This window comes from Mesorhizobium sp. P160219 (assembly GCF_057786095.1).
Genome location: NZ_JBYNWG010000001.1, coordinates 875,708 through 902,030, shown reverse-complemented (window position 1 = coordinate 902,030; position 26,323 = coordinate 875,708). Strand labels below are relative to the sequence as shown.

The window sequence follows — 26,323 nt, the reverse complement described above, 5'->3', positions numbered from 1 at the left end:
GCGCTCAGGCGATGACCACGCGCGGCTCGAAGCGGCCGTTGACGGGGATGTCGAGCAGGAAGGTCATGCCGGCCTGTGGGTCGAGCTTGCGCTGCTTGTCGTCCTTGCCTTTCCAGGCCGAGGTCACCGCCAGCCGACCGGCCTTGGCCCCGACAAAGGCCGGGCACGAGGACTGCCCCGCCGGCACGGCAATTTCGCGCAACAATGTGCCATCTGGCGAATAGGCCTTGACCGCCTTGCCGCCCCAGACGGCGTTCCACAGCACGCCGTCGCGATCAACGACCGAGCCGTCGACAAAGCCCTTGGACGAGCGATGGTCGACGAACACTTTGGACTCGCCGACCGGCAGGCCAGTCGCCGGATCGCAGGCGACCCGCATCAAGAGGCCGGTCGAGGTATCGGTGTAATAGGCAATCGAGCCGTCTTCGGAAAAACAGATCGAATTCGATACTGTGATGCCGGTGTAAAGCGTGCGCAATTCGCCCTTGAAGAACCAGTAGATGGCGCCGGCGCCCTTCTCCTCACCCTTGCCCATCGTGCCGACCCAGAAGGCGCCGCACGGATGGACGCGCGAATCGTTGGAGCGGGTCAGCGCATTGTCGGCCTCGATAGGCGTATGCAGCGTCAGCTTGCCGGTCGAGACGTCGCGGACATGCAGGCCGGTCTCGGTGGCGATGAGCTGGCGATTGTCGTCGATAATGGCGATGGCGCTGGCCATCTGGCCGAGCTCATGGACCTTCCGCGCGCTGGACGTGACACCCTGCTCCAGCAAAAGCCCGTTGACGATGTCGAACCAGAACAGCGTGTCGGTGGCGGGATCGTAGCTCGGCCCCTCGCCGAGTTCACAGACATGGTCCGAAAAAACCGAAACCTTGTCCATCATGCCGCTCCGCCGAAGGCCGCATCCCAGGCCGTCACCGCCGCCTGCGCGCGCGAGGCCACCTCGTCGACGCTGATGCCGGGTTTGAACAGGCTGGAGCCAAGACCAAAAGCAGTCACCCCAGCGGCTTTGTAGCCGGCAAAGTCTTTGTCGGAAACGCCGCCGACGGCGCCGACCACGGTATCGGCCGGCAGCACGGCCCGCATGGCCGAAATGCCGCTAGGCCCGAGCACGCTTGCCGGGAAGAATTTGAGCGCCGAAGCCCCAAGCCTAATCGCCTGAAAAGCTTCGGTGGGGGTGAACACGCCTGGCATCGTCACCATGCCATGGTGCATGGCGCGGGCCATGACGTCGGCATCGATGTTGGGGCTGACCAGCAGCCGCCCGCCGGCCTTGGCCAAGGTGTCGACATCGGCTGAAGTCAGCACCGTGCCGGCGCCGACCAGCGTTGTCTTGGGCAAAGCGGTGACAATGCTGGCGATCGATGAAAACGGCTCCGGCGAATTGAGCGGCACCTCGATGGCTTCGATGCCGGCGTCAAACAGCGCCTGGCCGATGGCAACCGCCTCGCTGGGTTTGAGGCCGCGCAGAATGGCGACAAGACCACGCTTGAGCTTCGGGAAGGGGGCGGTCTGGGTCACGCTGTCACTCCACTCTGGTGAGTCATTTGGCGATCATGCCATTTTCCCGCGCTGCCTCGATAAGGCCGGCACGCACCGCCTCGTCGGCGTCGACCGTCCTGACGGCAAGCCCTGCAAGGTCTAGCGCCTGGCGGTAGAGGGCTGCTAGCGAGCCGGACGCAACCAGCACGATTGCGGTGGTGCTTTCGCCATAGCGGCGGCCCGCCGAGGCGATCTCGCCGCCGATCAGCAGGCCGGACAGGCAAGCGGCGGCATCGTCGGCCTTGAGGTTCTGCAGCAGGCCGGCGGCGCGGATCGAGAACAGCCGCGAGGTGACATCGCCGCCCTCGGCCAAAGCCTTGCGGCACCATTCCTGGAAGAACGGATTGTCCGGAATGACCGGCTTCGGGCTCTCGCCCAGCGAATGGCGCAGGATCGAGTGAGTGGCCAGCACCGAAAACAGCTCGCCGGTCGGCCAGGTGCAGAAGCCGTCGACCGCGCCGTCTTCGACCAGAACCCATTTCGAATGGGTGCCGGGCATGCAGACGAGATGGCGACCTTTTGCCGGCAAACCGGCGCCGGCAAGCTGGGTTTCCTCGCCGCGCATTACGTCCGGCGCATCTTCCAGGCGCTGCGCCAGGCCAGGCACGATGCGGATGTCGCGGCTCTGGCCGGGAATGCGGGCGGCCCCCGCGAGGATGGCACTGAGCGGCGCCGGCACGGTGACGTAAGGCGCTTCCAGCCAACCCTGGCGCGAGCCGGCCATGCCGCAGATGATGACCGGCAGCGTCGCCGGTGCGCCGAGCGCCGCCAGATGGCCCTCGAGGATGATCGAAAAGCCTTTTTGCTGCGCGGTGATCAACCCATCATCGCCGCGACGCTCGGCAAGCACCCCGCCCGCCTCGTCGACCAGCCAGACCCGCATGCGGGTCGTGCCCCAGTCGACGGCGGCGACTGCCGGCGTGCCTTTTGCCGGATTTTGATTCACCGGGCTCACAGGAAACCCCCGTCCACGATCAACATCTGCGCCGTCAGCATACGCGAGGCGTCGGAGGCCAGGAACAGCACCGTGCCGACGATGTCGTCGGGCTGCATGACCTGCTTGATGCATTGCTTGGCGACATGGGCGGCGAGCCCCTGCTCGGTGACCCAGAGTTCCCGCTGGCGCTCGGTGATCACCCAGCCCGGCGCAATCGCATTGACGCGGATGCCGTCGACCCCAAGCTTGCCCGCGAGACCCTTGGTGAGGCCGAGTATGCCGGCCTTGGCGGCGGTGTAGGCCGGCATATCGGGGTGGTTGATGAGATAGGAGGTTGAGGTGAAGTTGATGATCGAACCGCCGCCGGCCCGCTTCATGCCCGGCGCCACCGCCTGTGCGGTGAAGAAATGCGGGCGCAGATTGACGGCGAGATTGTTGTCCCAGAACTCGACGGTAACGTCAGCGACGTCGTGGCGTTCGTCCCAGGCGGCATTGTTGACCAGCACGGTGACGTCGCCATGTGCCTCAGCCGCTTTGGCGGCCGAAGCGCGCAACGCCTCGACTTCGCGCAAATCGGTCTTGAGGTAGAGCGGTCGCCGGCCAAGTTCTTTTTCGACGCGGTCGGCAAGCAGCGTGCTTGGGCCATCGGCGATGTCGATGAAGGCGACATGGGCGCCCTGGCGAACGAAGCCCTCGGTCAGTGCCGCACCAATTCCGGAACCGCCGCCGGTGATCAGCACCGAGGCTCCCCTGAGGTCGGCAAAATCCGCCGATGGCATCATATCTTCATCTCCCGGTCCGGTCGGCGCGCATCCTATCCAGCCAAGTCCGGGGAGCAAGGGCGAAAACGGCGATTTGATTGGCTATGTCAGACAAAAGGCCGCAAGATGGCGGCCACAGTCGATCTTGGCTCGCGCCGCTGACTTGCTCGACGCAGGCCAGACCGCCGGTCAGACTGCCTTGGCGTAGAGGGCGCCGCGATAGGAATCGCGGAGGTAGCCGAGCGTGGCGTCGGCATCGACCGGTTTGCCGAAGAGATAGCCCTGGCCGCCGGCGCAGCCGAACTGAACGAGGCGGTCGGCCTGCGCCTCCTCCTCGATGCCTTCGGCGACGACATCCATGCCGAGCCCTTCGCACATGGCCAGAATGGCGCGGATGATGTGTTCCGACGGTCGGTCGTCGAGGATCGAGGAGACGAAGGCGCGGTCGATCTTGAGCTTGTCGAAATGGAATTCGCGCAAGCGGCCGAGCGAGGACTGGCCGGTGCCGAAATCGTCGAGCGAGACTCGGATGCCGACGCGACGCAGGTCCTCGACGATCTTCTCGGCCGAGGCCGGATCGTTCATCAGGCCGGTTTCGGTGATCTCGATCTCCAGCCGTCGCGGATCGAAGCCGGTGCGGTCGAGGATCGACAATATGTGCAGGCCAGTGTTCTGGTCGACGAGCTGCGAGGGCGACAGGTTGAAGGACAGGAACAGGTCCTTCGGCCAGCTGCGCGCCGCTTCGGCCGCCTTGCGCAGCACCAGCTGCGACAGCGGGCCGATGATGCCGCGCTCTTCGGCGATCGGGATGAACACGGTCGGCGGGACGACGCCGAGGTCGCGATCGGTCCAGCGCGCCAGCGTCTCGAAGCCGATGGTGCGGCGGGTGGTCAGATCGACGATGGGCTGGAAATGCGGCTCGACCTCACCGGCCGAGACGGCGCGGCGCAGCGCCTGTTCGATGCGGGTGACGCGCTTGGCCGCCTCTTCCATTTCGCGGGTGTAGACGACGACGCGGCCACGGCCCGAACGCTTGGCGTGGTAGAGCGCCGTTTCGGCCTTGTTGACGAGGATTTCCGTGGTTTCGTCGCCGGAATAAAAGAGCGAGCAGCCGACCGAGGCCGAAAGCCTGGCGGTGCGTTCGCCGACATCGTAGGGCGCCGACAGGATTTCGATCATCATGCGCGACTTCTCGGCCGCCGCCTCCTCCGAGAACACCATCGGGTAGAGGAAGGCGAATTCGTCGGCGCCGATGCGGCAGACAGTAGAGTGGCTGTCCATCGAGGCGCGCAGCCGCATCGCCACCTGGATCAATATGTCGTCGCCGGCCTTGTGGCCGAACAGATCGTTGATCGGCTTGAAGCCGTCGAGGTCGAGAATGCCGACCGTGAACGGCGCGGGATCGTCTGCACGGTCGCTGATCAGGCGATCGACCTTGTCGAAGAAGCGGCGATGGTTGCCAAGCCCGGTCAGCGCATCGGTGAACGCCAGATCCGAGTTTTCCCTGCTTGCCTGCCCGGTGCCAAACGTCGTTTGCATCGGTATCCCTGTTTGTGACGCCCGAAATTTAGGCTGAGACTGGCAGCAAAGCGTTTAGGAAGCGTATCGCGAAATCGATTTTTCGCTGGCGAATGATGCTTTAGCGGACGCGGTAGAGTTCGACCGGGGTTCCGCGCGTTTCGGCCACCGGTTCGAGCCAATCGGGGACGCTTCCCTGCATCAGCCTGGCCAGGAAGCCTTGCGGCGCCTTGGCGGCAAGCATCTTGCTTTCGGCGCTGCCGCGGCAGAGCGCCATCAGGCCGACGTGGTGAGCCGCCGCGATCGTCCTCGCCTGGTCCGCCGATCCGAGGAAGGCATCGAGCGCAAGCAGGTCGCCGGCGATGTTGCGATGATAGGGGCCGGCAAAGACGCGGTGCCCGGAATAGGCCAGGATGGGCGAGCCGAGATTGGAAATGGCAAGCACCGTGGTGTCCGGCAGCCGGGCCAACGCCGCGAAGGAGGCCTTGCGCTCGCAGGACGGATCGCTGTCGGTGTCCTGTGCCTCGACCGAGACCTTGTTGGCCTCGAACACGCTCGACGTCGCGGCGGCAGCGCCGGCCCAGACGGCATTCACCGACACCACCCAGACCGCCGCCATGCGCAGCGATACGCTGCGCGCAGGGCTGATCCTCGCCCGTTCGCGCCAGCTTGCGATCCAGGCCGACAGCGGGATGACGGCAAAGGCGATCGAGAATGTCGAGCCGCGGACCTGCCAGGCGCTGACGATGAAGGCGCCGACCAGCAAGGCGCCGACGAGGCTGTCCTGGCGGCGCCATGGTCCGCGCAGGCGAAGCGCCATCAGCGCGATCGCCACCAGCGGCGTGACATAGCGCGCCGCCAGCGAGGCCGGCTCGCTGGCGGCAATACTGAACAGCGACTGCGCCTCGTCGATGTGATCGAGCCACAATTCCTTGAGGCGCGGATCGAGAGTTGCGTAGGGAGCCGCAAGGCATTGCGGAAACAGCGCCGCGACAACGGCGCCCAGCACAAGCGCGAGCAGGCCGAGCGAAATCAGGCGGCGTCCGGCCGTGCCGTTGGACACCTTGAGCGACGTCACGGCGGCAAGGCCCAGTCCGGCGATTGCCGCGACGACGAATTGTACGGCCGAGAAGGCATCGCACTGCGCCTGGCCCCACGCCGATGGCGGGATGGTGCTGACGAAGACCAGGGCTGAAACGCCGGCAAAGCCGAGACCGAAATCCCTGGCGATCCGGCGTTCGCCGCCGGGATCGACGACGAACAGCAAAGCGATGCAGGCGCCGATGGTGGCGACATAGGGCGCGGTTTCCATGCCGACGGCCAGCGTCAGGGCCGCACACAGCCCGGAAATCAGCGCCGCCCAGCGACGCGCCGGCGCCTCGAGCAGCAGGCTGAGGCTGGCCATGGTCAGCGTCAGCTGGACATTGTGATGATCGAGCGCACCCGGCAAGAAAATGCCGATGAAATGCAGCGCCGCCGCGCCGATAACGACCGCCGGCAGCACCGCGCCGACGCCGGCGAAGCTGCGCGCCGCACGGGCGAGGAAGAACACCGCCAGGCAAAACAGCAGCGCCGGCCACAGCACCTGCGCGATCGCTTCGGCCATGGCCATGCTGCCGGTCAGCGCCGAGGCGGCGAGGATGATGGCGGCGAGCGGTGCGTCGACCAGCCGCGACCAGTGCATGACGAAACCGCCTTCCGGCCCCATCCTGTACTGATGCAGGTCGAACCAGCCCTGGCCGGCCAGCATGTCGCGAACCTCGACCAGCCGCAGCAGGCTGTCATTGTCGCCGCCGGCATTGCTCAATTCGCGAAAGCCCGTGGCGGCATTGACGGCCAGCACCACCAGCATGGCAAGCAGCGCCAGCGTCATATCGGACTTCCAGGAGGAAGCACCCGCCTTGGCTGCGTTCATCATCATGACCTTCGTCGGAAAGACTGCGGCCTTAAACCTAGCCTTAACAGCTTCAATAAATAGTAAAGTCGCCTGAGCGAGGCCGCATATGAGCGCGGCCGGAGGCTCCGCCGGGCGTCGGGAGACGGAAATGCCGCACGAAGTCCGCCATGAGCCGGCCATTGCCGTGCTCCTGCCTTGTTACAATGAGGAACTGACCATCGCCGAGGTGGTGCGGCGCTTTCGCGAGACGCTGCCGTCGGCCGAGATCTATGTCTATGACAACAATTCCAGGGATTTGACCGCGCTCAAGGCGCGCGCAGCGGGCGCCATCGTCGTCCGCGAGCCGCGCCAGGGCAAGGGCAATGTCGTGCGGCGCATGTTCGCCGACATCGATGCGGACATCTATCTGATGGCCGATGGCGACGGCACCTATGCGCCGGAAGATGCCTCGCTGCTGATCAACATCCTGCAGACCGAGCGCTGCGACATGGTGGTAGGCACCAGGCGCGGCGTCACCGACGATGCCGGCCGTTCCGGCCATGCCTTCGGCAACCGCATCTTCAATAGCCTCTACAAGCGGCTGTTCGGCGCCGACTTCACCGACATCTTCTCCGGCTACCGCGTCTTCTCGAGGCGTTTCGTCAAGAGCTTTCCCGCGGTTTCCGGCGGCTTCGAGATCGAGACCGAAATGTCGGTGCATGCCTCGCAGCTCAAACTGCCGGTGAGCGAGATCGCGCTCGATTATGGCCGCCGGCCTGAGGGATCGTCGTCGAAGCTGTCGACCTATCGCGACGGCGCCAGGATCCTGTGGATGTTCGCCATGCTGATGAAGGAAACGCAGCCGCTGCGCTTCTTCGGCGCCTTCGCGATTTTCTTCCTGGCGTCGAGCCTTGCCCTGATGACGCCGGTGCTGATCGAATTCGCCCAGACCGGCCTCGTGCCGCGCATGCCGACCTGGGTGCTGTCGGTCGGCCTGCTGCTGCTCTCGATGCTTGCGATGGTGACCGGATTGATCCTCGATTCGGTATCGCGCGGACGCGCCGAGCAGAAGCGCATTTTTTATCTCTCGGTGCCGTCAGGCCGGGTCGAACGGCGCGAACGCACTGGTGAAATCCCGAAGGCCGAACCGGGCAAGACGCCCCGGGCCGCCTGAGCCGTGAGCCGGCTCGCCCGCTTCGTCCTGGCAGGCGGCGTTGGTTTCGTCGCCGATGCCGCGGCGCTCTGGCTGCTCTTGGCGCTGACGCCGCTCGGTCCCTTCGTCGCCCGTGTCCTGTCGATCGGCTTTGCGCTGTGCGTCACCTGGCAGATCAACCGGCACCTGACCTTTTCGCCGTCGAGCCGCGGCGTGGCGCAGGAGGGCGCGCGCTATGGCGGCGTCGGCATCGCCACCAGCATCGTCAACTATCTCGTCTACTGCGCCATCCTGTTTGCGCTGCCGGCGCTGCCGCCGCTGGCGGCACTTGCCGTCGCCTCGCCGGTCGCCATGGCGCTGTCGTTCCTCGGTTACTCCCGGCTGGTCTTCGACCGTTAAAGGTCTGGGCCAAGCAAGCGCGATTGGCAGAAGCCGCCAAGTTCCGTATATCGGCGACAGAGCCTGCTGGAGACCGGAAGATGCCCCTGAAGATCGCCGTCCAGATGGACCATGTCTCCACCGTCTCGATCGCCGGCGACACGTCCTTTGCGCTGTCGCTGGAGGCGCAGCGGCGCGGCCACCAATTGTTCCACTACACGCCCGACCGGCTGTCGATGCTGGGCGGCAAGGTGTTTGCCCGCATCGAAGAGATGAAGCTCCGCGACGAGAAGGGCAATCATTATACGCTGGGCGACAAGGTGCGCACCGACCTGTCGGAGATGGATGTGATCCTGCTGCGCCAGGATCCGCCCTTCGACATGAATTACATCACCACCACGCATATTCTGGAGCGCATTCACCCGAAGACATTGGTCGTCAACGACCCGGCCTGGGTGCGCAACAGCCCGGAAAAGATCTTCGTCACCGAATTCCCCGATCTGATGCCGGAAACGCTGATCACCAAGGATCCCCAGGAGGTCGCCGCCTTCCGCAAGGAGTTCGGCGACATCATCGTCAAGCCGCTCTACGGAAATGGCGGCGCCGGCATCTTCCATCTCAAGGAAGACGATCGCAACCTCGCCTCACTGCTCGAAATGTTCGCCCAGCTGTCACGCGAGCCGTATATCGTCCAGCGCTATCTGAAGGATGTGCGCAAGGGCGACAAGCGCATCATCCTGATCGACGGCGAGGCGGTCGGCGCCATCAACCGCGTGCCGGCCGACCACGATTCTCGCTCCAACATGCATGTCGGCGGCCGCGCCGAAAAGACTGAGCTGACGGAGCGCGAACGCGAGATTTGCGCCCGCATCGGCCCGTCGCTGAAAGAGCGCGGCTTCATCCTGGTCGGCATCGACGTGATCGGCGACTACATGACCGAGATCAACGTGACCTCGCCAACCGGCGTGCGCGAAGTGCAACGCTTTGGCGGCGCGGATATCGCCAGCCTGTTCTGGGACGCGGTGGAGGAAATGCGGCGCAATTCGGCCGCGTAGTGTGCGTTGCTACGGAGGACTTTGGTGGGTCCAGAGAAGCATCGAAGGATGCTCTTTATCGGGTAAGACTGCCGAGCAAGCGGCTCATCAAATCAAACTATGTCCCGGAAGCGCCGAGGCCTCAGTTTCGGAGGAAGGAGACCGATAAGTCTGGTCTGCAATTTTCGCTGTGGTGTTGCCCAGTCTTTCAGCAGAAAACCCGCATCGGAGTTCTTTTCCAGCAATGCGAAAGCCGCAGACAGTCCGATCAGGTCGACCAAGGTCCTGCGCATTGAGTGGCGGGAGATTAAATGCTCCAGTCCCGGCGCCACTTCGCACCAACGATTGGCCAGTGCCCGCCGTATCGCTATTTCAGTATCAGGCGACATCCTGCCGAGGCCAACTCCGGTACCCAGGATGCGCCCGTCCGCCCAGCCATTGCCGCCGTGAAGCCGATAACTGCCAAGAGCCCGCCCAATCCTCACGGTTCCGCCGATCATATGGGCGGCACGAGCCATATAACCATCGGCACATATCTTTATTTCGTCCGGATCGGATGGACGCATGATTTCAAGCGGAGCTCGACGAAACATCATCCCCGATGTGGTTGACCAAAACCAACCCACGGTGCCCCGATCAATAAATAATAATGTCGGGTCAGCTTCGGTGTCGACATGCAGGTAGCCGCTCATTTTCGGCATCGATCGCGGGTCATTCAGGTGGAATACGGGATGACCGCCCGCAAGCAGTTTGCCGGCCGTATCTATCACCACCTCATCGGAGCTCGACATCGCCGCGATACGGGTGTGGCTGAGATGGGCTCTCACATGGCATTCTATGAAGTCAGGATGCCATGCATCGTCACCGTCAAGAAAGGAGATCAGGGGCCCGGCTGTCGCGTCAAGCCCGGTCATCATTGCTGTCAACTGCCCGCCATTTTGCAGTCGGGGCAGAAAGCGGAAACGACTGTCGCCAAGCTGGGACAGACACTCTTCAATCCTTCGGCGGGAACCGTCGGTCGAAAAATCATCGACCACCACGCATTCGAACGCAGTGTATGTCTGCGCCGCTACGGATCGGATCGCAGTGTCGATGAATGCCTCTTGATTGAAACAGCCTACGCAAACGGATACGGTTGGTAGCGCGATGTGAGAACCAGCTCCGCTTGGGACGATGTTTTCTTTCAAGAGGCGCTTCTCCGTACACCAGATTTGATCGCCTGAGATATTCCGTCGATCAACTGGCGGTGTTTCTTTGCCAAATTTCTCTCTATCGAAGCGAGTTTTTCTCCGCACTCAAGATCGCAATTGCCGCATGTTGACCCTACAGCACGGGTATCGCCCTCCTACCAAATTCGAGATTGTCAGAGCCATGCTGCGTCATGGCCACAACCTCAGAAAAGGGCACCCTTCCGCGAAGTCGCAACCTGCTCTTCAGGCCAGTTTGCTGTCGGACGATCCGTTCATATCCTATTCGGGAATGTCCGGTACGCCGCTCGGATTAGCAAGTCATATGCCTTTCCGTCCACGCAGCCACCGCGCCTGGTTTCTCATCTCGCCAACCTGGTCCATCGAAAACAGTGCTAGCGTCAAAACCATCCGGACCTATGCCGTTCTGCATAGACTCAAGAACCCCCGTCACTCGCTAATCTTCCTTTCCAACACTCAGCCAGAGGCTGATCTGTTGAACCAGTCCGGCGAGGCCGCCGTCCTGCACAACAAGACGTCAACAACCTCCGAACACATATTCAGGCCTCTCGATGACGTCCCTGTAGAATTTGATGCAATCTACAATGCGCAGCTGGCTCCGTGGAAGCGCCATGACTTGTCGCTTGGCATCCAGCGTTGCGCATTTGTCTTCTATCGAGATTCAAGCGGATCCTCCACGACGGAGTCGGAAAGAGCGCGAATAAATCGGCATAGGGAGCTCGCGCCGCATCACGTCTTTATCAACGAGTTTGACGGCACCGGCAAGCCTGTCCGATTGGCACCGGCTCAGGTGAACACGCATCTAAATCGTGCAGCCGTGGGAATCTGTCTCTCTCACCTGGAAGGACCAATGTTCGCCAGCACGGAATATCTTCTCGCGGGCCTTCCAGTGGTCACGACGCCGAACCATGGCGGCCGAGACCTTTATCTGGATGACGACTATTCGCTCACAGTTCCACCCGATCCTCGATCCATCGCGGAGGCTGTCTTAGCGCTGAAGGAGCGACGAATTCCCCGGGATTACATTCGTTCGCAAACTTTGAAACGAATCGAACGAGACCGCGGGCGGTTCATAGACCTTGTAAACGAGATTTTTCTGGAGAGCGGCTCTTCGCGCCGGATCGCCCTGCCTTGGCCTTTCAGATATCCTGTCATGGAGTGGCTTCCACCGCAGGTCGCGATCGATCGATCGCTTTCAGGTTCGGTCGATGCCTTCATCACCGCTTAGAAGCAACACCCTCAGATCGCCGAAGGGCCTAGTCGCCCTTAAACGCGGTCGAGGAGGCGGAGCAGCCGTTCCATTTTGCTTGGCCATCTTCCTTTTTTGCAACCGGCACAGCGCGCTGCAGCCACCACGAATGCATGTTCCTGTAATGTTCTTGCCTTGGCCTGAAATCTATGGTTGTCTTGTCCTGACGTCGCTCGCGGTCTGAACCACAAGGCCGAGGCGAGCCGATATCCGGGGGCAGAGCAAGATGGTGGCGCGGGTTCGCACGGTTGCTTTCCAGGGCATCGAGGCCGTACCGGTCGATGTCCAGGTGATGATCGCGCCGGGCAAGGTCGGCATGCAGATTGTCGGCCTGGCCGACAAGGCGGTGGCCGAAAGCCGCGAGCGGGTGCAGGCGGCGCTGCACGCTTCGGGCCTGTCGATGCCGTCGAAGAAGGTGACGGTCAACCTGGCGCCTGCCGACCTGCCCAAGGAAGGGAGCCATTACGACCTGCCGATCGCGCTCGGCCTGATGGCGGCACTCGGCGCCATTCCGGGCGATATGCTGGCGTCTTATGTCGTGCTGGGTGAATTGTCGCTCGACGGCACCATTGCCGCGGTGGCCGGCGCGCTGCCGGCGGCGATCGGCGCCAATGCCGAGGGAAAGGGCCTGATCTGCCCGTTCGGCTGCGGGCCGGAAGCGGCCTGGGCGGGCAAGGATTTCGACATATTGGCGCCGCGCAGCCTGATTGCCATCGCCAATCATTTTCGCGGCACGCAGGTGCTGTCGCGGCCCGAGCCCGGCATCCATGTCTCGGCCCGCGACCTGCCCGACCTTTCAGACATCAAGGGCCAGGAAAGCGCCAAGCGGGCGCTGGAAGTGGCGGCGGCCGGCGGCCACAATCTGTTGATGGTCGGGCCTCCCGGCTCGGGAAAATCGATGCTGGCGCAGAGGCTGCCTTCAATTCTGCCGCCACTGGCGCCCAAGGAACTTCTTGAAGTCTCGATGATCGCCTCGGTGGCCGGCGAGCTCGGCGAAGGCAAGCTCACCGACCGGCGGCCGTTCCGCGCCCCGCACCATTCGGCTTCGATGGCGGCAATGGTCGGCGGCGGCATCAGGGCGCGGCCGGGCGAAGTATCGCTTGCCCATAACGGCGTGCTGTTCCTCGACGAGTTTCCCGAATTCACGCCGCAGACCTTGGATGCGCTGCGCCAGCCACTGGAGACCGGCGACTGCATGATCGCGCGCGCCAACCACCGCGTCACCTATCCAGCGCGCATCCAGCTGGTGGCGGCGATGAACCCGTGCCGTTGCGGCATGGCCGGCGAGCCCGGCTATCGCTGCCTGCGCGGTGAGCGCTGCCGCACCGACTACCAGGCGCGCATTTCCGGCCCGCTGCTCGACCGCATCGATCTCAGGATCGAGGTGCCTGCGGTTTCGGCCGCCGATCTGATCCGGCCGGATCGGGCGGAGAAAAGTGCCGCCGTTGCGCAGCGCGTCGCGCGCGCCCGCACCATCCAGCGCGAACGGTTCGAGCGGCTCGGCGTGACCAGCGCGACCACCAACGCGCATTGCTCGCCTTCTGTTATCGAGGACATCGCGATGCCGGATGCCGCCGGCCTGTCTCTGTTGAAGGACGCCAGCGAAAAGCTCGGCTTTTCCGCGCGCGCCTATCATCGGGTGCTGAAAGTGGCGCGCACGCTGGCCGATCTCGAAGCGAGAGAAACCGTCGGCCGCATTCACCTGGCCGAGGCGATTTCCTACCGCATGATGTCGGAGCGGGTGGCGCAGGCGGCGTAACGCTCCTCCTTGAGGGGAAGGTGGCCCCGAAGCGGCAGGGTGGGGGTCGCCGAAGAATGGTCGATCTTTTTGGAGCCGAGCCGAGAAAGGGCCTCTGCAATGACATTGCTTGTAGTGTCGTCCGAAGGGAGTCGCCGCACTTCACGCAGGACCCCACCCGGCCCTTCGGGCCACCCTCCCCTCAAGGGGGAGGGAAATGCAGGCGCTAATTCGCCCGCTCTTTCGCCTTCAGCTCCAGCCGCCGTGCGTGCAGCACCGGTTCCGTATAGCCATTCGGCTGTTCGCGGCCTCTAAACACCAGGTCGCAGGCGGCGTGGAAGGCGATGGAATTGTCGAAATCGGTGGCCATCGGGCGGTAGAGCGGGTCGCCGACATTTTGGAGGTCGACGATCGCTGCCATGCGCCGCAGCGAATCCATCACCTGGATCTGCGAGCACACCTTGTGGTGCAGCCAGTTGGCGATGTGCTGCGAGGAGATGCGCAGCGTGGCGCGGTCTTCCATCAGGCCGACATCGTTGATGTCGGGCACTTTCGAGCAGCCGACGCCCTGGTCGATCCAGCGCACGACATAGCCAAGAATACCTTGCGCATTGTTGTCGAGTTCGCGCTGGATCTCGTCGGGGGTCCAGTTCGGCCGCACCGCCACCGGCACCGACAATATATCATCGAGCTTCGCCTTCGGCCGGCTCTTGAGCGCCGCCTGGACGGCATGGACATCGACCTTGTGATAGTGCGTGGCGTGCAACGTCGCCGCCGTCGGCGACGGCACCCAGGCGGTGTTGGCGCCGGCCTTGGGATGCGCGATCTTCTGTTCCAGCATCGCCGCCATCAGATCCGGCATCGCCCACATGCCCTTGCCGATCTGGGCGTGGCCGGCCAGACCGCATTCCAGCCCGGTGTCGACATTCCACGCCTCATAGGCGGAAATCCAGGCGGCCTGCTTCATGTCGTCCTTGCGGATCATCGGCCCGGCTTCCATCGAGGTGTGGATCTCGTCGCCTGTGCGGTCGAGGAAGCCGGTGTTGATGAACACGACGCGTTCCTTCGCGGCGCGGATCGCCTCCTTGAGGTTGACGGTGGTGCGCCGCTCCTCGTCCATGATGCCCATCTTGATGGTGTTTGCCGCCATACCGAGCAGCGCTTCGACGCGGTCGAAAATCTCGACTGCGAAGGCGACTTCCTCCGGCCCATGCATCTTCGGCTTCACCACATACATCGAGCCCGCGCGGGAATTCATCCGACGCCCGTTGGCGCCGACATCGTGCAGCGCGATCAGCGCCGTCAGCGCCGCATCCATGATGCCTTCCGGCACCTCGTTGCCATCGCGGTCGAGGATGGCCGGATTGGTCATCAGGTGCCCGACGTTTCTCACCAGCATCAGCGAGCGGCCGGGCAAGCTCAGCGCGCCACCACTGGGCGCGGTCCAGGCGCGGTCCGGATTGAGCTTGCGCGTGAAGGTTTTGCCGCCCTTGCTGATTTCCTCCGCCAGATCGCCCTTCATCAGGCCGAGCCAGTTGCGGTAGACGATGACCTTGTCCTCGGCATCCACCGCCGCGACCGAATCCTCGCAGTCCTGGATGGTGGTCAGCGCCGATTCCAGGATCACGTCGGCAATGCCGGCCGGGTCGGTGCGGCCGATCTGGTTGGTGCGGTCGATGAGGATCTCGATGTGCAGGCCGTTCTGTACCAGCAGGATGGCTTCCGGGTTGGCGCCGTCGCCGCGATAGCCGGCAAATTGTTTCGGGTTGGCCAGCGTGGTGCCGCCGGCGCCGGCGCCGAGCCGCAAGGTGCCACCCGAAACCGTCAGCCCGTTCACGCCGGCCCATTTGCCCGAGGTGAGCGGCACGGACTCGTCTAGAAAACTCTTCGCCCAGGCAACCACCTTGGCACCGCGCACGGGGTTGAAGCTTTTGCCCTTCTCGGCGCCACCGGTCTCGGCAATGGCGTCGGTGCCGTAGAGCGCATCGTAGAGCGAGCCCCAGCGAGCATTGGCGGCGTTGATCGCATAACGCGCATTCATCACCGGCACCACCAGCTGCGGCCCGGCAACGCTGGCGATCTCGGGGTCGACATTGTCGGTCGACACGGAGAAGGCCGGCCCTTCGGGCACGAGATAGCCGATCTCACGCAAGAAGCTTTTGTAGGCCTCCATATCGATGGGCGCGCCATTGGCGCGGTGCCAGGCGTCGATCTGTTCCTGCATGGCGTCGCGTTTGGCCAACAGCGCTCGGTTCTTCGGCGCCAGATCATGCACGATGGCCGAAAAGCCGTTCCAGAAAACGTCCGCGGCAATACCGGTACCCGGCAGCGCTTCGCCGACAAAGTCATGCAGTTCGCGGGCAATCCGCAATCCGGCGATCTCGACGCGATCGGTCATCAGGGCTTCTCCAGATGAAAGGCTTTGCGGCCTTTGGCATGTCAGGGGTGAAGGGTCAATTCAGCTTAGGGTGAAGCCGGGGATTTTGAAGCTGCGGATCTCCCCCCTCGTGGGGGAGATTACCCTAAACCGCAATCCTCGGCCGACCCGATGCAACCGCCACCACATGCGCTTCGATAAACATCCGTTGGGCCTCAACCGTAGACACCTTGAACTCGGTCGAAACGTCGATCTCGGCATTATCCGTGCCGGCATCCTTCGCGCGCGCGGCTACGATCGCCCGCACATCAGCCTCCGCTGCCGCGATCGCCTCGGCCTCGTCCGTGAAGTCGCGCACCGTTTGCCCCGACGCCAAACGAAACAAACCTTCCTTAGGCTGGCTGACGCGGGCTTCGGCGGAGACGCGGACCTGGCCGACGACGGCGCCGAGCGCGTTGGCGACATCGGTATCCTCCGGCACCACGCACTCATTACCGACCAGCTCGGCCAAGCCGGCATAGTGCAGCGGCGCCGAGGCGCCGAGGCCAATGACCGGACGATCGAGCGCGACGCTGAGCCTTGCGATGCCGGGATGGGAATCGACGGCGCGCTGCACCAGCGCATGCGCGACGGTGGCGGCGCCATCCAGCCCATCCTCGGCAAAGGCTGTCTCCAGAATGTATTCGGCCGACCAGCGCGTGAGCGTCAGTAGCACGCGTTCGGAAATCACCTCCGGAGACGGCGCGATGTACTGGCCTCGCCCATCACGCTTGCGGGCAAACAGTTCGGCGGCGAGCCGGGCCGCAAGCGGGTCCCAGTTGGCCTGCTTGCCGAGCACATGGGCGGCGTCCGAGGGGGTGAAGCCCGAGATATGCACAAGACCGCGCGAGACCAGCCGGTTCAGCGTGGCGTTCTGGGCGTTCGAGGTGAGCAGCCTGTCGATGGCGAGCGGCACGGCACCAATCAGTTCATACAGTTTCGCCTCGGGCGCGGTCAGGCCGGCGGCGAGCCTGTCCGGCACGCCGGTGCGCAACGCAAAGCGGCCGTCCATGCGGCCGGGGTTGGGCGCCCTGAGCTGGCGCTCGAGCTCCGATGTCACGGAAACACCATGCATCATGCCGGCCAGCGCCAGTGGCACCAGGCGGCGCGGCCCGAGCAGGATTTTCGGGTTGAGCGCGCCATCTTCCAGCGCCACTTCGGAATCGCCGCCGAGGCCGAAGGTGCGCATGGCGACCGCCTCGACCATGGTGCGGAAGCCGCCGACAGTGGCGCCTTCGGGATCGAGCCGAGGACGGCCGCCGTCGAGCACGGCGACATCGGTGGTGGTGCCGCCAATGTCGGACACCATGGCGTTGTCCAGGCCCGTCATGTGGCGGGCGCCGACCAGGCTGGCGGCCGGGCCGGAGAGGATGGTCTCGATCGGCCGCTGGCGGGCAAACGCCGCCGAAACCAGCGCGCCATCGCCGCGCACCACCATCAGGGGCGCTGCGATGTTGCGGGCTTCCAAAAATCCTTCGGTTGCCGCCACCAGCCGGTCGATCATCGAGATCAGCCTGGCGTTGAGCAAGGTGGTGAGCGCGCGGCGCGGGCCGCCGAGCTTGGCCGACAATTCGTGGCTGGCGGTGACCGGCAGGCCGGTCTTTTCGCGGATGAAGTCGCGCGCGGCGAGTTCATGCGCCGGGTTGCGGGTGGCGAAATAGGCGCAGACGGCAAAGCCCGACACCGAGGCGCCGAGTTCAGGGATCGCCGCTTCCAGATCCGACAGATCGAGCTTGGCCGCATTGCCGTGCACGTCATGGCCGCCCGGACAAAACACCACCGGATCGGTGCCGAGCGCGGTCTTCAGCCCGTCGCGCGCAAGGTCGGCCCCGGTAAAGCCGATCATGATGAGCGCCACACGCCCACCCTGGCCCTCGACCAGCGCATTGGTGGCGAGCGTCGTCGACATCGACACGAGTTTGATGGCGGCCGGATCAGTGGCCGATTTTTCCAGCACCGCATCGACCGCGCCGGAAATGCCGACGGCAAGATCGTGCCGCGTCGTCAGCGCCTTGGCCTTGGCCAGCACATTGCCTTTTGGCCCGCCTTGTTCCGACCACAGCACGGCATCGGTATAGGTGCCACCGGTGTCAATACCGAGGAACAGGGGTTTTGGCTTGGCGGTCATTTCTGGCGGTCCGGAATTCTGCTCCCCGCCCTTAGCCGATACGGCCCGGCGGATAAAGGCGGGAGAGGTGGGCCAGTTTGACCTCGTCGCCGCTCATGCCCGCCAAACTTTGTAACGGTCACATTTTTTCATTGGTGCGTGGCCTGCCTTTGCGTGCACCATGCTCCGAACTCATCGCTTTCAGGACTTCGCCATGACCACGCTTCCCGGCATCGCCGACATCCATGCCGCCGCCGCACGGCTCTCCGGCCTGATCGCCGAAACGACCTTGATCGAATCGCTGGAACTCAACAAGCGCTTCGGCGGCCGCATCCTGTTCAAGCCGGAGACGCTGCAGCGCACCGGCTCGTTCAAGTTCCGCGGCGCCTACAACAAACTGTCTTCGCTGAGCGAAGAAGAGCGCAGCCGCGGCGTCGTCGCCTTCTCCTCCGGCAACCATGCTCAGGGCGTCGCCGCGGCGGCTGCCATGTTCGGCGTCAAGGCGGTCATTGCCATGCCGGCCGACGCGCCGGCGATGAAGATCGCCAATGTCCGCAAGATGGGCGCCGAAGTGGTGCCGTTCGACCGCTTTCGCGACGACCGCATGACGGTGGTGCGACCCTACATGGACAAGGGCATGGTGCTGGTGCCTCCTTTCGACGATCCGGCCATCATCGCCGGCCAGGGCACGATCGGTCTCGAACTGATGCGCCAGGCAAAAGCGCTCGGCGTCAGCCTCGACGCGGTCGTCATTCCCTGTGGCGGCGGCGGCCTGACGAGCGGCATTTCGATCGCCGTCAAGGATGCCTCGCCGGCCACGGCAGTCTGGGCCGTCGAGCCCGAGCATTTCGACGACACCCGCCGCTCGCTGATCGAAGGAAAAAGGGTTTCCAACGAGCCCGGCCACAGTTCGATCTGCGATGCGATCCTCACCGCAGAGCCCGGCGCGATCACCTTCGAGATCAACCGCAAGAACCTCGCCGGCGCCATCGCCGTCTCCGACAAGGCGGCCGCACAGGCGGTGCGCGACGCCATGGCCCATCTCAAGCTGGTGGTCGAACCCGGCGGCTGCGTGGCGCTGGCGGCGCTCTCGTCAGGCGAGATCGAACTGTCGGGCAAATGCGTCGCCGTCGTGCTGTCAGGCGGCAATGTCGATTTCACCACCTACGCCGAGATCATGGCCGCGGCCTGAGAACCGATATGGCAGACGCTGAGATAAGGGCGGCTCTCGATCGCCATTGGGCTGCCTCCGATGCCAATGATTTCGAGACGGAGCATCAGATTTATCGCGACGACGCGGTGCTTGACTATCCGCAGTCAGGCGAGCGCATCAGCGGACGGCACAACATCCAGTCGTCGCGCGCCACGCAGCCCAACCGGAAGCGCTTTGCCGTGCGGCGGATCACCGGGTCAGGCGACCTCTGGATCACCGAATATGTCCTGACCTATGACGGGATTCCGTCCTATACGGTGAGCATCATGGAGTTCGTCGATGGCTAGGTGGTTCGCGAGACCCAGTATTTCGGCGATCCGTTCGAGCCGGGGCAGTCGCGCGCGCAATGGGTCGAACGGATACCTTGAAACACGGCGGCGGTAGCATGACCGGCCACCATCCGCTCGATCGTGCCGAACTGCCTGATGATACGGCCGATCTCGCCCGCTATCTCATCGGCAAGCTCGTGGTGCGGGAGCTGCCGGAAGGCATCGTCAGCGGCCGTATCGTCGAGACCGAGGCCTATGTCACCGGCGACGCCGCCGGGCACGGCTATCGCGGCATGACGCCGCGCAACCGTTCGCTGTTCCTCGGGCCCGGACACGCCTACGTCTACCTCGCCTATGGGGTCTCCTGGATGCTCAATGTCTCGAGCGAGGGGCCGGGCACCGGCACCGGCGTGCTGATCCGGGCGCTGGAGCCGCTCGAAGGCATCGCCATCATGCGGCTGAACCGGGGCGTGGAGCGCCTGCGCGACCTGGCGCGCGGGCCGGGGCGGCTCGCCCAGGCATTGCGGATCGACCGTTCGCTGGACGGCCTCGACCTGTGCCGCCAAGGCCCGCTATGGCTGGCAGCCGACGAGCACGAGCCCGGCGACATCGGCCAAGGCATCCGCATCGGCATCACGAAGGATGCGGACCGCCCGCTGCGGTTCTATGTCAGGGGCAGTCCGTTCGTCAGCGGTCCGCCATCGCTCAATTCCTGAACGCTCAGTCGAGCGTGCGCCTGAACCGCACCAATGCGACGCCGGCAAACAGGGCCACGAACCCGACCAGCCAGGCGATCTCGCCCGCAACCGCCGGCAGTTCGGCGCCCTTCAGCATCACCGCGCGGGTGATGCGCAGAAAATGCGTCAGCGGAAAAATCTCGCCGAAGGTCTGCGCCCAGCCCGGCATGCCGCGATAGGGGAACATGAAGCCGGACAGCAGGATCGACGGCAAGAAGAAGAAGAAGGTCAGCTGCAGCGCCTGCATCTGCGTGCGGGCGATGGTCGAGATGGTGTAGCCAAGCAGCACCAGCGCCAGCACGAACACCAATACGGCTGTAAGCAGCAGCGACATGGAACCGGTGAAGGGGATGGCGAACAAGAGCTTCGACGCCGCCAGCACCACCACCACCTGGACGCCACCGACCACAAGATAGGGCAGCACCTTGCCCAGCATGATCTCGAACGGGCTGGACGGCATGGCGAGCAGGTTTTCCATCGTGCCGCGCTCGGTCTCGCGGGTCAGCGCGATCGAGGTCATCATCACCAGGGTCATCTGCAGGATGACGCCGAGCAGGCCGGGCACGATGTTGTATTGCGAGATGCCTTCCGGATTGTAGCGCTGGTGCACCACCACATCGAGCTGGCCCCTGGCGGCCTCACTCGCCGCCTCCTGCATGCCTTGCGCCCGAAGCAGCGCCTGGCTGGCCACTTTGCTTAGCGTCGAGATGGCGCCGCTGGCGGCGGCCGGGTCGGTGGCGTCGGCCTCGATGAGTATCTGCGGATTGTCGCCGCGCTCCACCCGGCGGCCGAAATCGGCCGGGATGGTGACGACGAAGGCGACATCGCCGCGCGCCATCAGGAATTCGGCAGCCTCGGCACTTTGCGCAACATGGTCGAAGCGGTAGTAGCCGGTCGTCTGCAGGGCCGCGACAATGGCGCGGGTGTAGGGGTCGTTGCTGGTCGCCACCAGTGCGGCAGGCAGGCTTTTGGGATCGTTGTTGATGGCGTAGCCGAACAGCACCAGCTGCAAAAGCGGCACGCCCAGCATCATGGCGAAGGTGATGCGGTCGCGCCGCATCTGGATGAATTCCTTGATCAGCAGCGCACCGAGCCTGGCGAAGGAGAAGACGCTGTTCATGCCATATTGTCCTTCGAGCCGGACATGAACTGGATGAAGACGTCCTCGAGGCTGGTCTCGCCGGGTTTTACGCTGACGCCCTTGTGCTCCTTCTCGACATCGGCGAGCGCCTTTTCGAGCTTTGCCTTGTCGGAGCCGACGACATGCAGCGTCGCGCCGAACGGCGCCACCTGGTCGACGCCGGGCCGGTCCCTGAGTGCATCGGCGACCTGGTCGAGGCGCGGTCCCTGCAGCACGAAGGTGGTCAGACCGGCATTCGTCACCACCTCGTCCACCGTGCCGGTGGCCAGCATCTTGCCGTAGGAGATGTAGCTGATTCGGTGGCAGCGCTCGGCTTCGTCCATGTAGTGGGTGGACACCAGCACGGTCAGACCGCCGCTCGCCAGCCGGTGGATCTCGTCCCAGAATTCGCGCCGCGCCTTCGGATCGACGCCGGCGGTCGGCTCGTCGAGCAGCAGCAGCTTCGGCTTGTGCATGATGCAGGCGGCCAGTGCCAGCCGCTGCTTCCAGCCGCCCGACAGCGTGCCGGCGAGCTGGTTGCGGCGGCTCGTCAGGCCAAGCTCTTCCAGCGTTTTCGACACATGCTCCTCGACCGGTTTCAGCCGGTAGAGCCGCGCCACGAATTCGAGATTCTCGCCGATCGTCAAATCCTCGTAGAACGAGAATTTCTGCGTCATGTAGCCGACTTCGCGCTTGATGCGGAGCGACTCGGTGCGGATGTTGAAACCCAGCACCGTACCTTCGCCCTCGTCGGGCGTCAGCAGGCCGCACATGATGCGGATGGTCGTCGTCTTGCCGGACCCGTTGGGCCCGAGAAAGCCGACGATCTCGCCCTCGGCCACCGTCATCGTCACATGGTCGACGACAGTCTTGTCGCCGAAACGCTTGACCAGGCCATGAACGTCGATGGCGTTCATTTTGCGGAGGCCGCCAGCTCGACATCGACGATCTGTCCCGGCTGCAGCGCTTGCGCCTTGCCCTCAGGCCGCGCCTCGACGAGGTAGACCAGCTTCTGCCGGTTCTCGAGCGAGTAGATCACCGGCGGGGTGAATTCCGGGTCGGGCGAGACATAGCTGACGCGCGCCTTCACCTCCGGCCCGCAGCCGTCGCAATGGACGACAAGCAGCGTGCCGACCTTGATCGACGAGAACGCACTTTCCGGGACATAGACGCTGAGCTTTACCGCACCGTCCGGCAACATCGAAATGACAGGCGCGGTCGGACCGGCGGTGTCGCCGGGATTGCGGATGACGTCATTGATGCGGCCGGGCGAGGGTGCCGCCAGCACGCGCTTCGATAGCCGCCACTCAGCCTGTTCCAACGCCGACTGTGCCTGTTTGACCTGATTGTCTGCCGCCTTGATCGTTTCGGGACGCGCAGGCAGACCGCCGACGGCGAGGTTGGCCTGCGCCTGGCCGACCTGCGCATTGGCGGTCTCCAGCGTCGCGGCGGCGGTGTCGTAGTCGGCCTGCGTGCCGGCGCCGCGCTTGAACAGGTCGGCGGCGCGGTCGTATTTGCGCTTGGCATCCGTGGCCTGGGCCTTGGCCATGTCGACCTCGGCCTTCAGCACCGCGATCTCCTCCGGCCGCTTGCCGATCTGCAGGTCGGCCAGCTGCGCCTGCGCCTGGGCGAGCGCGGCCTCTGCCTGGGCGACGGCGATTTTTGCGTCGGCGCTTTCGAGAGTCACCACCGGCGTGCCTGATACAACACGGTCGCCGCGCTTGACCGCGACGGTCTCGACCTGCGCCACTTCGATCGGCGCCAGCAAGACATAGTCGCCCTCGACATAGCCGACGGCAAGCGGCGCTGCCGGCGCGCAGGCGCCGAACAGCTGGGCTGCGAGCGGCAGGGAACAGAGAAAACTCATCGCTTGCTCTCCTTGCGGGCGACCGGATTTCGGGCCGCCAGTATGGCGCCAAGATTGCTTGTGACCGCCGCCACCACCTTGGCGGCTTCGGTGTTACCGATCTCGCGCCAGCCCATACGACGCATCACTGCTTCGCGGCCGATGCGGAAATAGATGACCTGGCCGATCAGCGTGAAGACCACGAGCTTGGTGGCCTCGCTTTCGGCCGGCTCGCCCGTCGCCTGTTCCCAGATCTGGCAGAGGCGGCGATGCGTCGGTTCGAACACCCCGTCATAGATGCGGTCGAGGGCGGCCGTCGGATGCGACAACTCTCTAAGTACGAATTGTACGATATCGCCCGCCTCCGGCCGGGCGACGATAAATCCTACCATCCGCTCCAATGCGGTCGTGAGCTGCGCCCGCGCCGTCTCTGAACTGGCTTGACCTTGCAGCTGCATGCCGCCGAGCGCCTGGCCGGCAACCGCCTGGATAGTCTCGACGATGTGGTCGGCGGCGGCCCCGCGGAGCCCTTCCTTGCCGCCGAAATGATAGGCGATGGAGCCGATGTTGGCCTTCGCCTCCGCCGCGATCTCGCGCGTCGAGGTGCCGTCGAAGCCCTGCCGCCCGAACAGTTTGAGCGCGGCCAGCACCAGTGCGGCGCGCGTCTGCTCGGCGGGCGATGTCTCCTGGCGGGGCATTTTGTCGGGCGCGGATTTGATCATGTCGGCGTGTTTAATCAATCGATTGATTAAAGTCAAATTGATTATCTACGGCCGCTTGCCATGTCGGGCCGCAGACGCTTTAGTGCGCGGCCATGGGCAAGGAAGTCGAACGCAAGTTCCTGGTCTCCACCGCCGAATGGCTAGAAATGGCCGAGGCGAATATACGCATTCGCCAGTTCTACCTTGCCGCAGCACCTGACCGCACCGTGCGCGTGCGCATCAGCGACGGCAGTTCGGCGAAGCTGACGCTCAAATTCGGCAGCAAGATCCGCGAGCGTGACGAATACGAATATGAAATTCCACTGGCGGACGCAGAGGAGATGCTGGCCTTCGCCGTCGGACATGTCATCGAGAAGACACGCCACCATGTTAGGCATCGCGGCTATCTCTACGAAGTCGATGTTTTCGGCGGGATTCTAGCCGGCCTTGTGGTGGCCGAACTGGAGACGCCGGAGGATGTACCTGACGAAATGCTGCCTGATTGGCTCGGCCGCGAAGTGACCGGCGAGCAGAGATTTTACAACGCGTCGCTCGCCCTAGAGCCGGATGATTTTAGGTCGGGTCGACCTAAAATCGGAATCCGGCTCTAAATCAAAAGAGATGGACCATGATGTCGTCCGAAAACCGCTTCACACTTTTCGGCATCATGCTCTAGGGGGATTCCGGAGATCGCCGCATGAGCTTTCGCATCGATCCGCGCCTGCCGCTGACCGGCGAGGTCAGGCGTATCCTTGGCGAGGAGATCGGCAAGGCGCTTGCCCATCTGGCCGTCGCGCGCGACCAGCCGGAGCAGGCATTGCACAAATGCCGCAAGCGGCTGAAGAGCGCGCGCGCCTTGCTGCGGCTGGTCCGTTCCGGAAATGAAACATTCTGTCGGACTGAGAACCAATGCTACCGTCAGGTGGCGGCGCTGCTTGCCGGGCCGCGCGAGGCGACCGCGCTGGTCGAGACCGTCGACCGGCTGGCAGCCGCCTTTCCCGAGCAGGTTGCCGGCGGCGGCCTCGACAGCGTGCGCGACCGGCTGATTGCCCGCCAGCATGAAACGCATGCCGGCGCCGGCCTCGACGCCGCCATAGGCGCGGCCACCGCCGCCTGCGAGGAAGGCCTCATCAGGATAGAGCGGCTGCTGCTCCCCGATCTGCCTGAGCATGCAGCCGATGTGCTTGCGGAAGGCGCTCGCAAGACCTTGCGCCGTGCCAGGAAGGCGCTGGACCGGGCGGGATCGCGCGGCGAAGCAGAGGATTTCCACGATCTGCGCAAGGCTGCCAAGACCCACTCGATACATTTGTCGCTGCTCGGCCGGCTGTGGCCGACGCCGATCAAGGTGCGGCGCAAGGCGGTCGACGAACTGGGCGAAAGGCTCGGCGAACTGCACGACGTCTTCGTCATGCGCGTGTTGCTCGAGGCCGACGGTGAGCCGCTCGGCGATGCGCAGGATACAAGGCTTCTTGGCAAGCTTTTGAAGCGCTCGGAAAAAAGCCTGAAGAAGAGCTGCCTCGCCGGAGCGGCCGAGCTGTTCGGCGACAGCCCCAAGCGCTCGACAAAGAAACTCGCGCGCAATGCGCGCGACGACCTCGCCGGCCCGGTATTGTCGAAAGAGGTCCCGGTCGGTTGATCATGGCCGAGGACGTCACCTCGTGCTAGTCACACTTTGCCATGACCGCGCCGCGCGACACGCTTCTCGACCGACTTGGCCGCTGGCTTGCCGGCCGGCTGCAGGACGAATCCTCGGGCTATGAGCCCTACACGCCGTCCGACGCCGAGACGTTGCGGCGCACGCTCGAACCCGGCGACATCCTGCTCATCGAAGGCAACCAGAAGATCTCCGCGGCCATCAAATACCTGACACAGTCGACCTGGTCGCATGCGGCCTTCTATATCGGCGATGCGTTGTCCGAACCGGAGGACGGATCGGAACGGCGTCGGCTGATCGAAGTCACGCTCGGCGAAGGCTGTGTCGCCGTGCCGCTGTCGCGCTACCGCACCTACAACACCCGTATCTGCCGGGCGAGCGGGCTGGCGCCGGAAGACCGCGACCATGTCGTCGCCTTCATGATCGGCAAGCTCGGCCTGAAATACGATCTCAAGAACATCTTCGACATGCTGCGCTTTTTCCTGCCGACGCCACCGGTGCCGGTGCGCTGGCGCCGCCGCATGCTGGCTTTCGGTTCCGGCGATCCGACGCGCGCCATTTGCTCGACGCTGATCGCCGAAGCCTATGGCGAGATCCGCTACCCGATCCTGCCCGAGATCACCCGCGCGCCCGGCCGCGCCTCGGCGCAGTCGAACTATTCGCGCCGCGAAATCCTGCACATCCGCCACCACTCGCTCTACACGCCGCGCGACTTCGACCTGTCGCCCTTCTTCCGCATCGTGAAACCGACGCTGGAATTTGGTTTCGACTACCGGGCGGTGACCTGGGAGGACAAGGCAGGCACCGACGCCGCAGCCGCGAAGGCTGGCGCAATCGCCTCAGACACGTGATGGCTTCGGCCTGAG

The 26,323-nt window shown here is 64.3% G+C and carries 23 protein-coding genes and 1 pseudogene; 11 read left to right on the top strand and 13 right to left on the bottom strand.

Annotated elements, in window-relative coordinates:
• Positions 1-4: 4 nt before the first annotated feature.
• The 6 genes from AC3EMP_RS04515 to AC3EMP_RS04490 all read right to left on the bottom strand — a co-directional run bounded on the left by AC3EMP_RS04515 (position 5) and on the right by AC3EMP_RS04490 (position 6,679).
• Positions 5-880, bottom strand: coding sequence for an SMP-30/gluconolactonase/LRE family protein (locus tag AC3EMP_RS04515; RefSeq protein ID WP_032886011.1), 876 nt, complete (start codon positions 878-880; stop codon positions 5-7).
• Positions 880-1,521, bottom strand: a complete 642-nt coding sequence (locus tag AC3EMP_RS04510; protein ID WP_023824015.1) for a 2-dehydro-3-deoxy-6-phosphogalactonate aldolase — start codon at positions 1,519-1,521, stop codon at positions 880-882. The genes AC3EMP_RS04515 and AC3EMP_RS04510 overlap by 1 nt, the downstream gene beginning before the upstream one ends.
• Positions 1,522-1,543: 22 nt before the next feature.
• Positions 1,544-2,488: a 2-dehydro-3-deoxygalactonokinase gene (locus AC3EMP_RS04505; protein WP_352595282.1), complete on the bottom strand. Its 945-nt coding sequence runs from the start codon at positions 2,486-2,488 to the stop codon at positions 1,544-1,546.
• Between the two features lie 5 nt (positions 2,489-2,493).
• Positions 2,494-3,261 carry an SDR family NAD(P)-dependent oxidoreductase gene (locus AC3EMP_RS04500; RefSeq protein ID WP_352510687.1) on the bottom strand — a complete coding sequence of 256 codons (768 nt, stop codon included), beginning with the start codon at positions 3,259-3,261 and terminating at the stop codon, positions 2,494-2,496.
• A gap of 168 nt (positions 3,262-3,429) precedes the next feature.
• On the bottom strand, positions 3,430-4,779 hold the full coding sequence (locus AC3EMP_RS04495; RefSeq protein ID WP_023673185.1) for a putative bifunctional diguanylate cyclase/phosphodiesterase: 1,350 nt from the start codon (positions 4,777-4,779) through the stop codon (positions 3,430-3,432).
• 100 nt (positions 4,780-4,879) lie between these two features.
• Positions 4,880-6,679, bottom strand: coding sequence for a hypothetical protein (locus AC3EMP_RS04490; RefSeq protein ID WP_023755347.1), 1,800 nt, complete (start codon positions 6,677-6,679; stop codon positions 4,880-4,882).
• Between the two features lie 124 nt (positions 6,680-6,803).
• On the opposite strand from AC3EMP_RS04490, the gene AC3EMP_RS04485 reads away from it, so the two are divergent.
• The 3 genes from AC3EMP_RS04485 (at position 6,804) to gshB (ending at position 9,220) form a co-directional block, all read left to right on the top strand.
• The gene (locus AC3EMP_RS04485; RefSeq protein ID WP_023710382.1) at positions 6,804-7,808 is read left to right on the top strand and encodes a glycosyltransferase; all 1,005 of its coding nucleotides are present in this window, start codon (positions 6,804-6,806) and stop codon (positions 7,806-7,808) included.
• A gap of 3 nt (positions 7,809-7,811) precedes the next feature.
• Positions 7,812-8,186 carry a GtrA family protein gene (locus AC3EMP_RS04480; protein WP_023710381.1) on the top strand — a complete coding sequence of 125 codons (375 nt, stop codon included), beginning with the start codon at positions 7,812-7,814 and terminating at the stop codon, positions 8,184-8,186.
• A gap of 80 nt (positions 8,187-8,266) precedes the next feature.
• A complete protein-coding gene (gene gshB, locus AC3EMP_RS04475; RefSeq protein ID WP_023687497.1) occupies positions 8,267-9,220 on the top strand; it encodes a glutathione synthase in 954 nt (317 codons plus the stop codon).
• A 92-nt stretch (positions 9,221-9,312) separates the two neighbouring features.
• Here the strand turns inward: gshB and AC3EMP_RS04470 are convergent, their stop codons facing one another.
• Complete coding sequence (locus tag AC3EMP_RS04470) at positions 9,313-10,386, bottom strand: glycosyltransferase family 2 protein (protein WP_196814800.1); 1,074 nt, start codon at positions 10,384-10,386, stop codon at positions 9,313-9,315.
• A gap of 184 nt (positions 10,387-10,570) precedes the next feature.
• Between AC3EMP_RS04470 and AC3EMP_RS04465 the strand changes: the two genes are divergently transcribed.
• Both AC3EMP_RS04465 and AC3EMP_RS04460 read left to right on the top strand, forming a co-directional pair.
• The gene (locus tag AC3EMP_RS04465) at positions 10,571-11,635 is read left to right on the top strand and encodes a glycosyltransferase (protein WP_155929503.1); all 1,065 of its coding nucleotides are present in this window, start codon (positions 10,571-10,573) and stop codon (positions 11,633-11,635) included.
• 247 nt (positions 11,636-11,882) lie between these two features.
• Positions 11,883-13,415 carry a YifB family Mg chelatase-like AAA ATPase gene (locus AC3EMP_RS04460; RefSeq protein ID WP_023673178.1) on the top strand — a complete coding sequence of 511 codons (1,533 nt, stop codon included), beginning with the start codon at positions 11,883-11,885 and terminating at the stop codon, positions 13,413-13,415.
• A gap of 205 nt (positions 13,416-13,620) precedes the next feature.
• Here AC3EMP_RS04460 and AC3EMP_RS04455 read toward each other — a convergent pair whose 3' ends face one another.
• Both AC3EMP_RS04455 and AC3EMP_RS04450 read right to left on the bottom strand, forming a co-directional pair.
• Positions 13,621-15,792: a malate synthase G gene (locus tag AC3EMP_RS04455; protein WP_023744874.1), complete on the bottom strand. Its 2,172-nt coding sequence runs from the start codon at positions 15,790-15,792 to the stop codon at positions 13,621-13,623.
• A gap of 124 nt (positions 15,793-15,916) precedes the next feature.
• The gene (locus tag AC3EMP_RS04450) at positions 15,917-17,938 is read right to left on the bottom strand and encodes a hydantoinase/oxoprolinase N-terminal domain-containing protein (RefSeq protein WP_023741340.1); all 2,022 of its coding nucleotides are present in this window, start codon (positions 17,936-17,938) and stop codon (positions 15,917-15,919) included.
• A gap of 193 nt (positions 17,939-18,131) precedes the next feature.
• Here AC3EMP_RS04450 and AC3EMP_RS04445 point away from each other — a divergent pair, with 193 nt between their 5' ends.
• The 3 genes and pseudogenes from AC3EMP_RS04445 to AC3EMP_RS04435 all read left to right on the top strand — a co-directional run bounded on the left by AC3EMP_RS04445 (position 18,132) and on the right by AC3EMP_RS04435 (position 20,115).
• On the top strand, positions 18,132-19,109 hold the full coding sequence (locus tag AC3EMP_RS04445; RefSeq protein WP_023673293.1) for a threonine ammonia-lyase: 978 nt from the start codon (positions 18,132-18,134) through the stop codon (positions 19,107-19,109).
• 8 nt (positions 19,110-19,117) lie between these two features.
• Positions 19,118-19,498, top strand: a pseudogene (locus tag AC3EMP_RS04440) (nuclear transport factor 2 family protein).
• A 17-nt stretch (positions 19,499-19,515) separates the two neighbouring features.
• Positions 19,516-20,115: a DNA-3-methyladenine glycosylase gene (locus tag AC3EMP_RS04435; RefSeq protein WP_023681283.1), complete on the top strand. Its 600-nt coding sequence runs from the start codon at positions 19,516-19,518 to the stop codon at positions 20,113-20,115.
• 4 nt (positions 20,116-20,119) lie between these two features.
• On the opposite strand, the gene AC3EMP_RS04430 is transcribed toward AC3EMP_RS04435, so the two are convergent.
• From AC3EMP_RS04430 to AC3EMP_RS04415, 4 genes are read right to left on the bottom strand one after another with little or no spacing between them, the layout of a single operon-like run.
• Positions 20,120-21,256: an ABC transporter permease gene (locus AC3EMP_RS04430; protein WP_023681282.1), complete on the bottom strand. Its 1,137-nt coding sequence runs from the start codon at positions 21,254-21,256 to the stop codon at positions 20,120-20,122.
• Positions 21,253-22,173 carry an ABC transporter ATP-binding protein gene (locus tag AC3EMP_RS04425; protein ID WP_023673289.1) on the bottom strand — a complete coding sequence of 307 codons (921 nt, stop codon included), beginning with the start codon at positions 22,171-22,173 and terminating at the stop codon, positions 21,253-21,255. The genes AC3EMP_RS04430 and AC3EMP_RS04425 overlap by 4 nt, the downstream gene beginning before the upstream one ends.
• Positions 22,170-23,123, bottom strand: coding sequence for an HlyD family secretion protein (locus AC3EMP_RS04420; protein WP_023739818.1), 954 nt, complete (start codon positions 23,121-23,123; stop codon positions 22,170-22,172). Before AC3EMP_RS04420 ends, AC3EMP_RS04425 begins: the two co-directional genes overlap by 4 nt.
• Complete coding sequence (locus AC3EMP_RS04415; RefSeq protein WP_027048731.1) at positions 23,120-23,824, bottom strand: CerR family C-terminal domain-containing protein; 705 nt, start codon at positions 23,822-23,824, stop codon at positions 23,120-23,122. The genes AC3EMP_RS04420 and AC3EMP_RS04415 overlap by 4 nt, the downstream gene beginning before the upstream one ends.
• Positions 23,825-23,916: 92 nt before the next feature.
• Here AC3EMP_RS04415 and AC3EMP_RS04410 point away from each other — a divergent pair, with 92 nt between their 5' ends.
• The 3 genes from AC3EMP_RS04410 (at position 23,917) to AC3EMP_RS04400 (ending at position 26,308) form a co-directional block, all read left to right on the top strand.
• Complete coding sequence (locus AC3EMP_RS04410) at positions 23,917-24,414, top strand: CYTH domain-containing protein (protein ID WP_352710550.1); 498 nt, start codon at positions 23,917-23,919, stop codon at positions 24,412-24,414.
• 86 nt (positions 24,415-24,500) lie between these two features.
• Positions 24,501-25,439, top strand: coding sequence for a CHAD domain-containing protein (locus AC3EMP_RS04405; RefSeq protein WP_352710548.1), 939 nt, complete (start codon positions 24,501-24,503; stop codon positions 25,437-25,439).
• A gap of 41 nt (positions 25,440-25,480) precedes the next feature.
• Positions 25,481-26,308, top strand: a complete 828-nt coding sequence (locus AC3EMP_RS04400) for a C40 family peptidase (protein WP_023687509.1) — start codon at positions 25,481-25,483, stop codon at positions 26,306-26,308.
• Positions 26,309-26,323 lie beyond the last annotated feature (15 nt).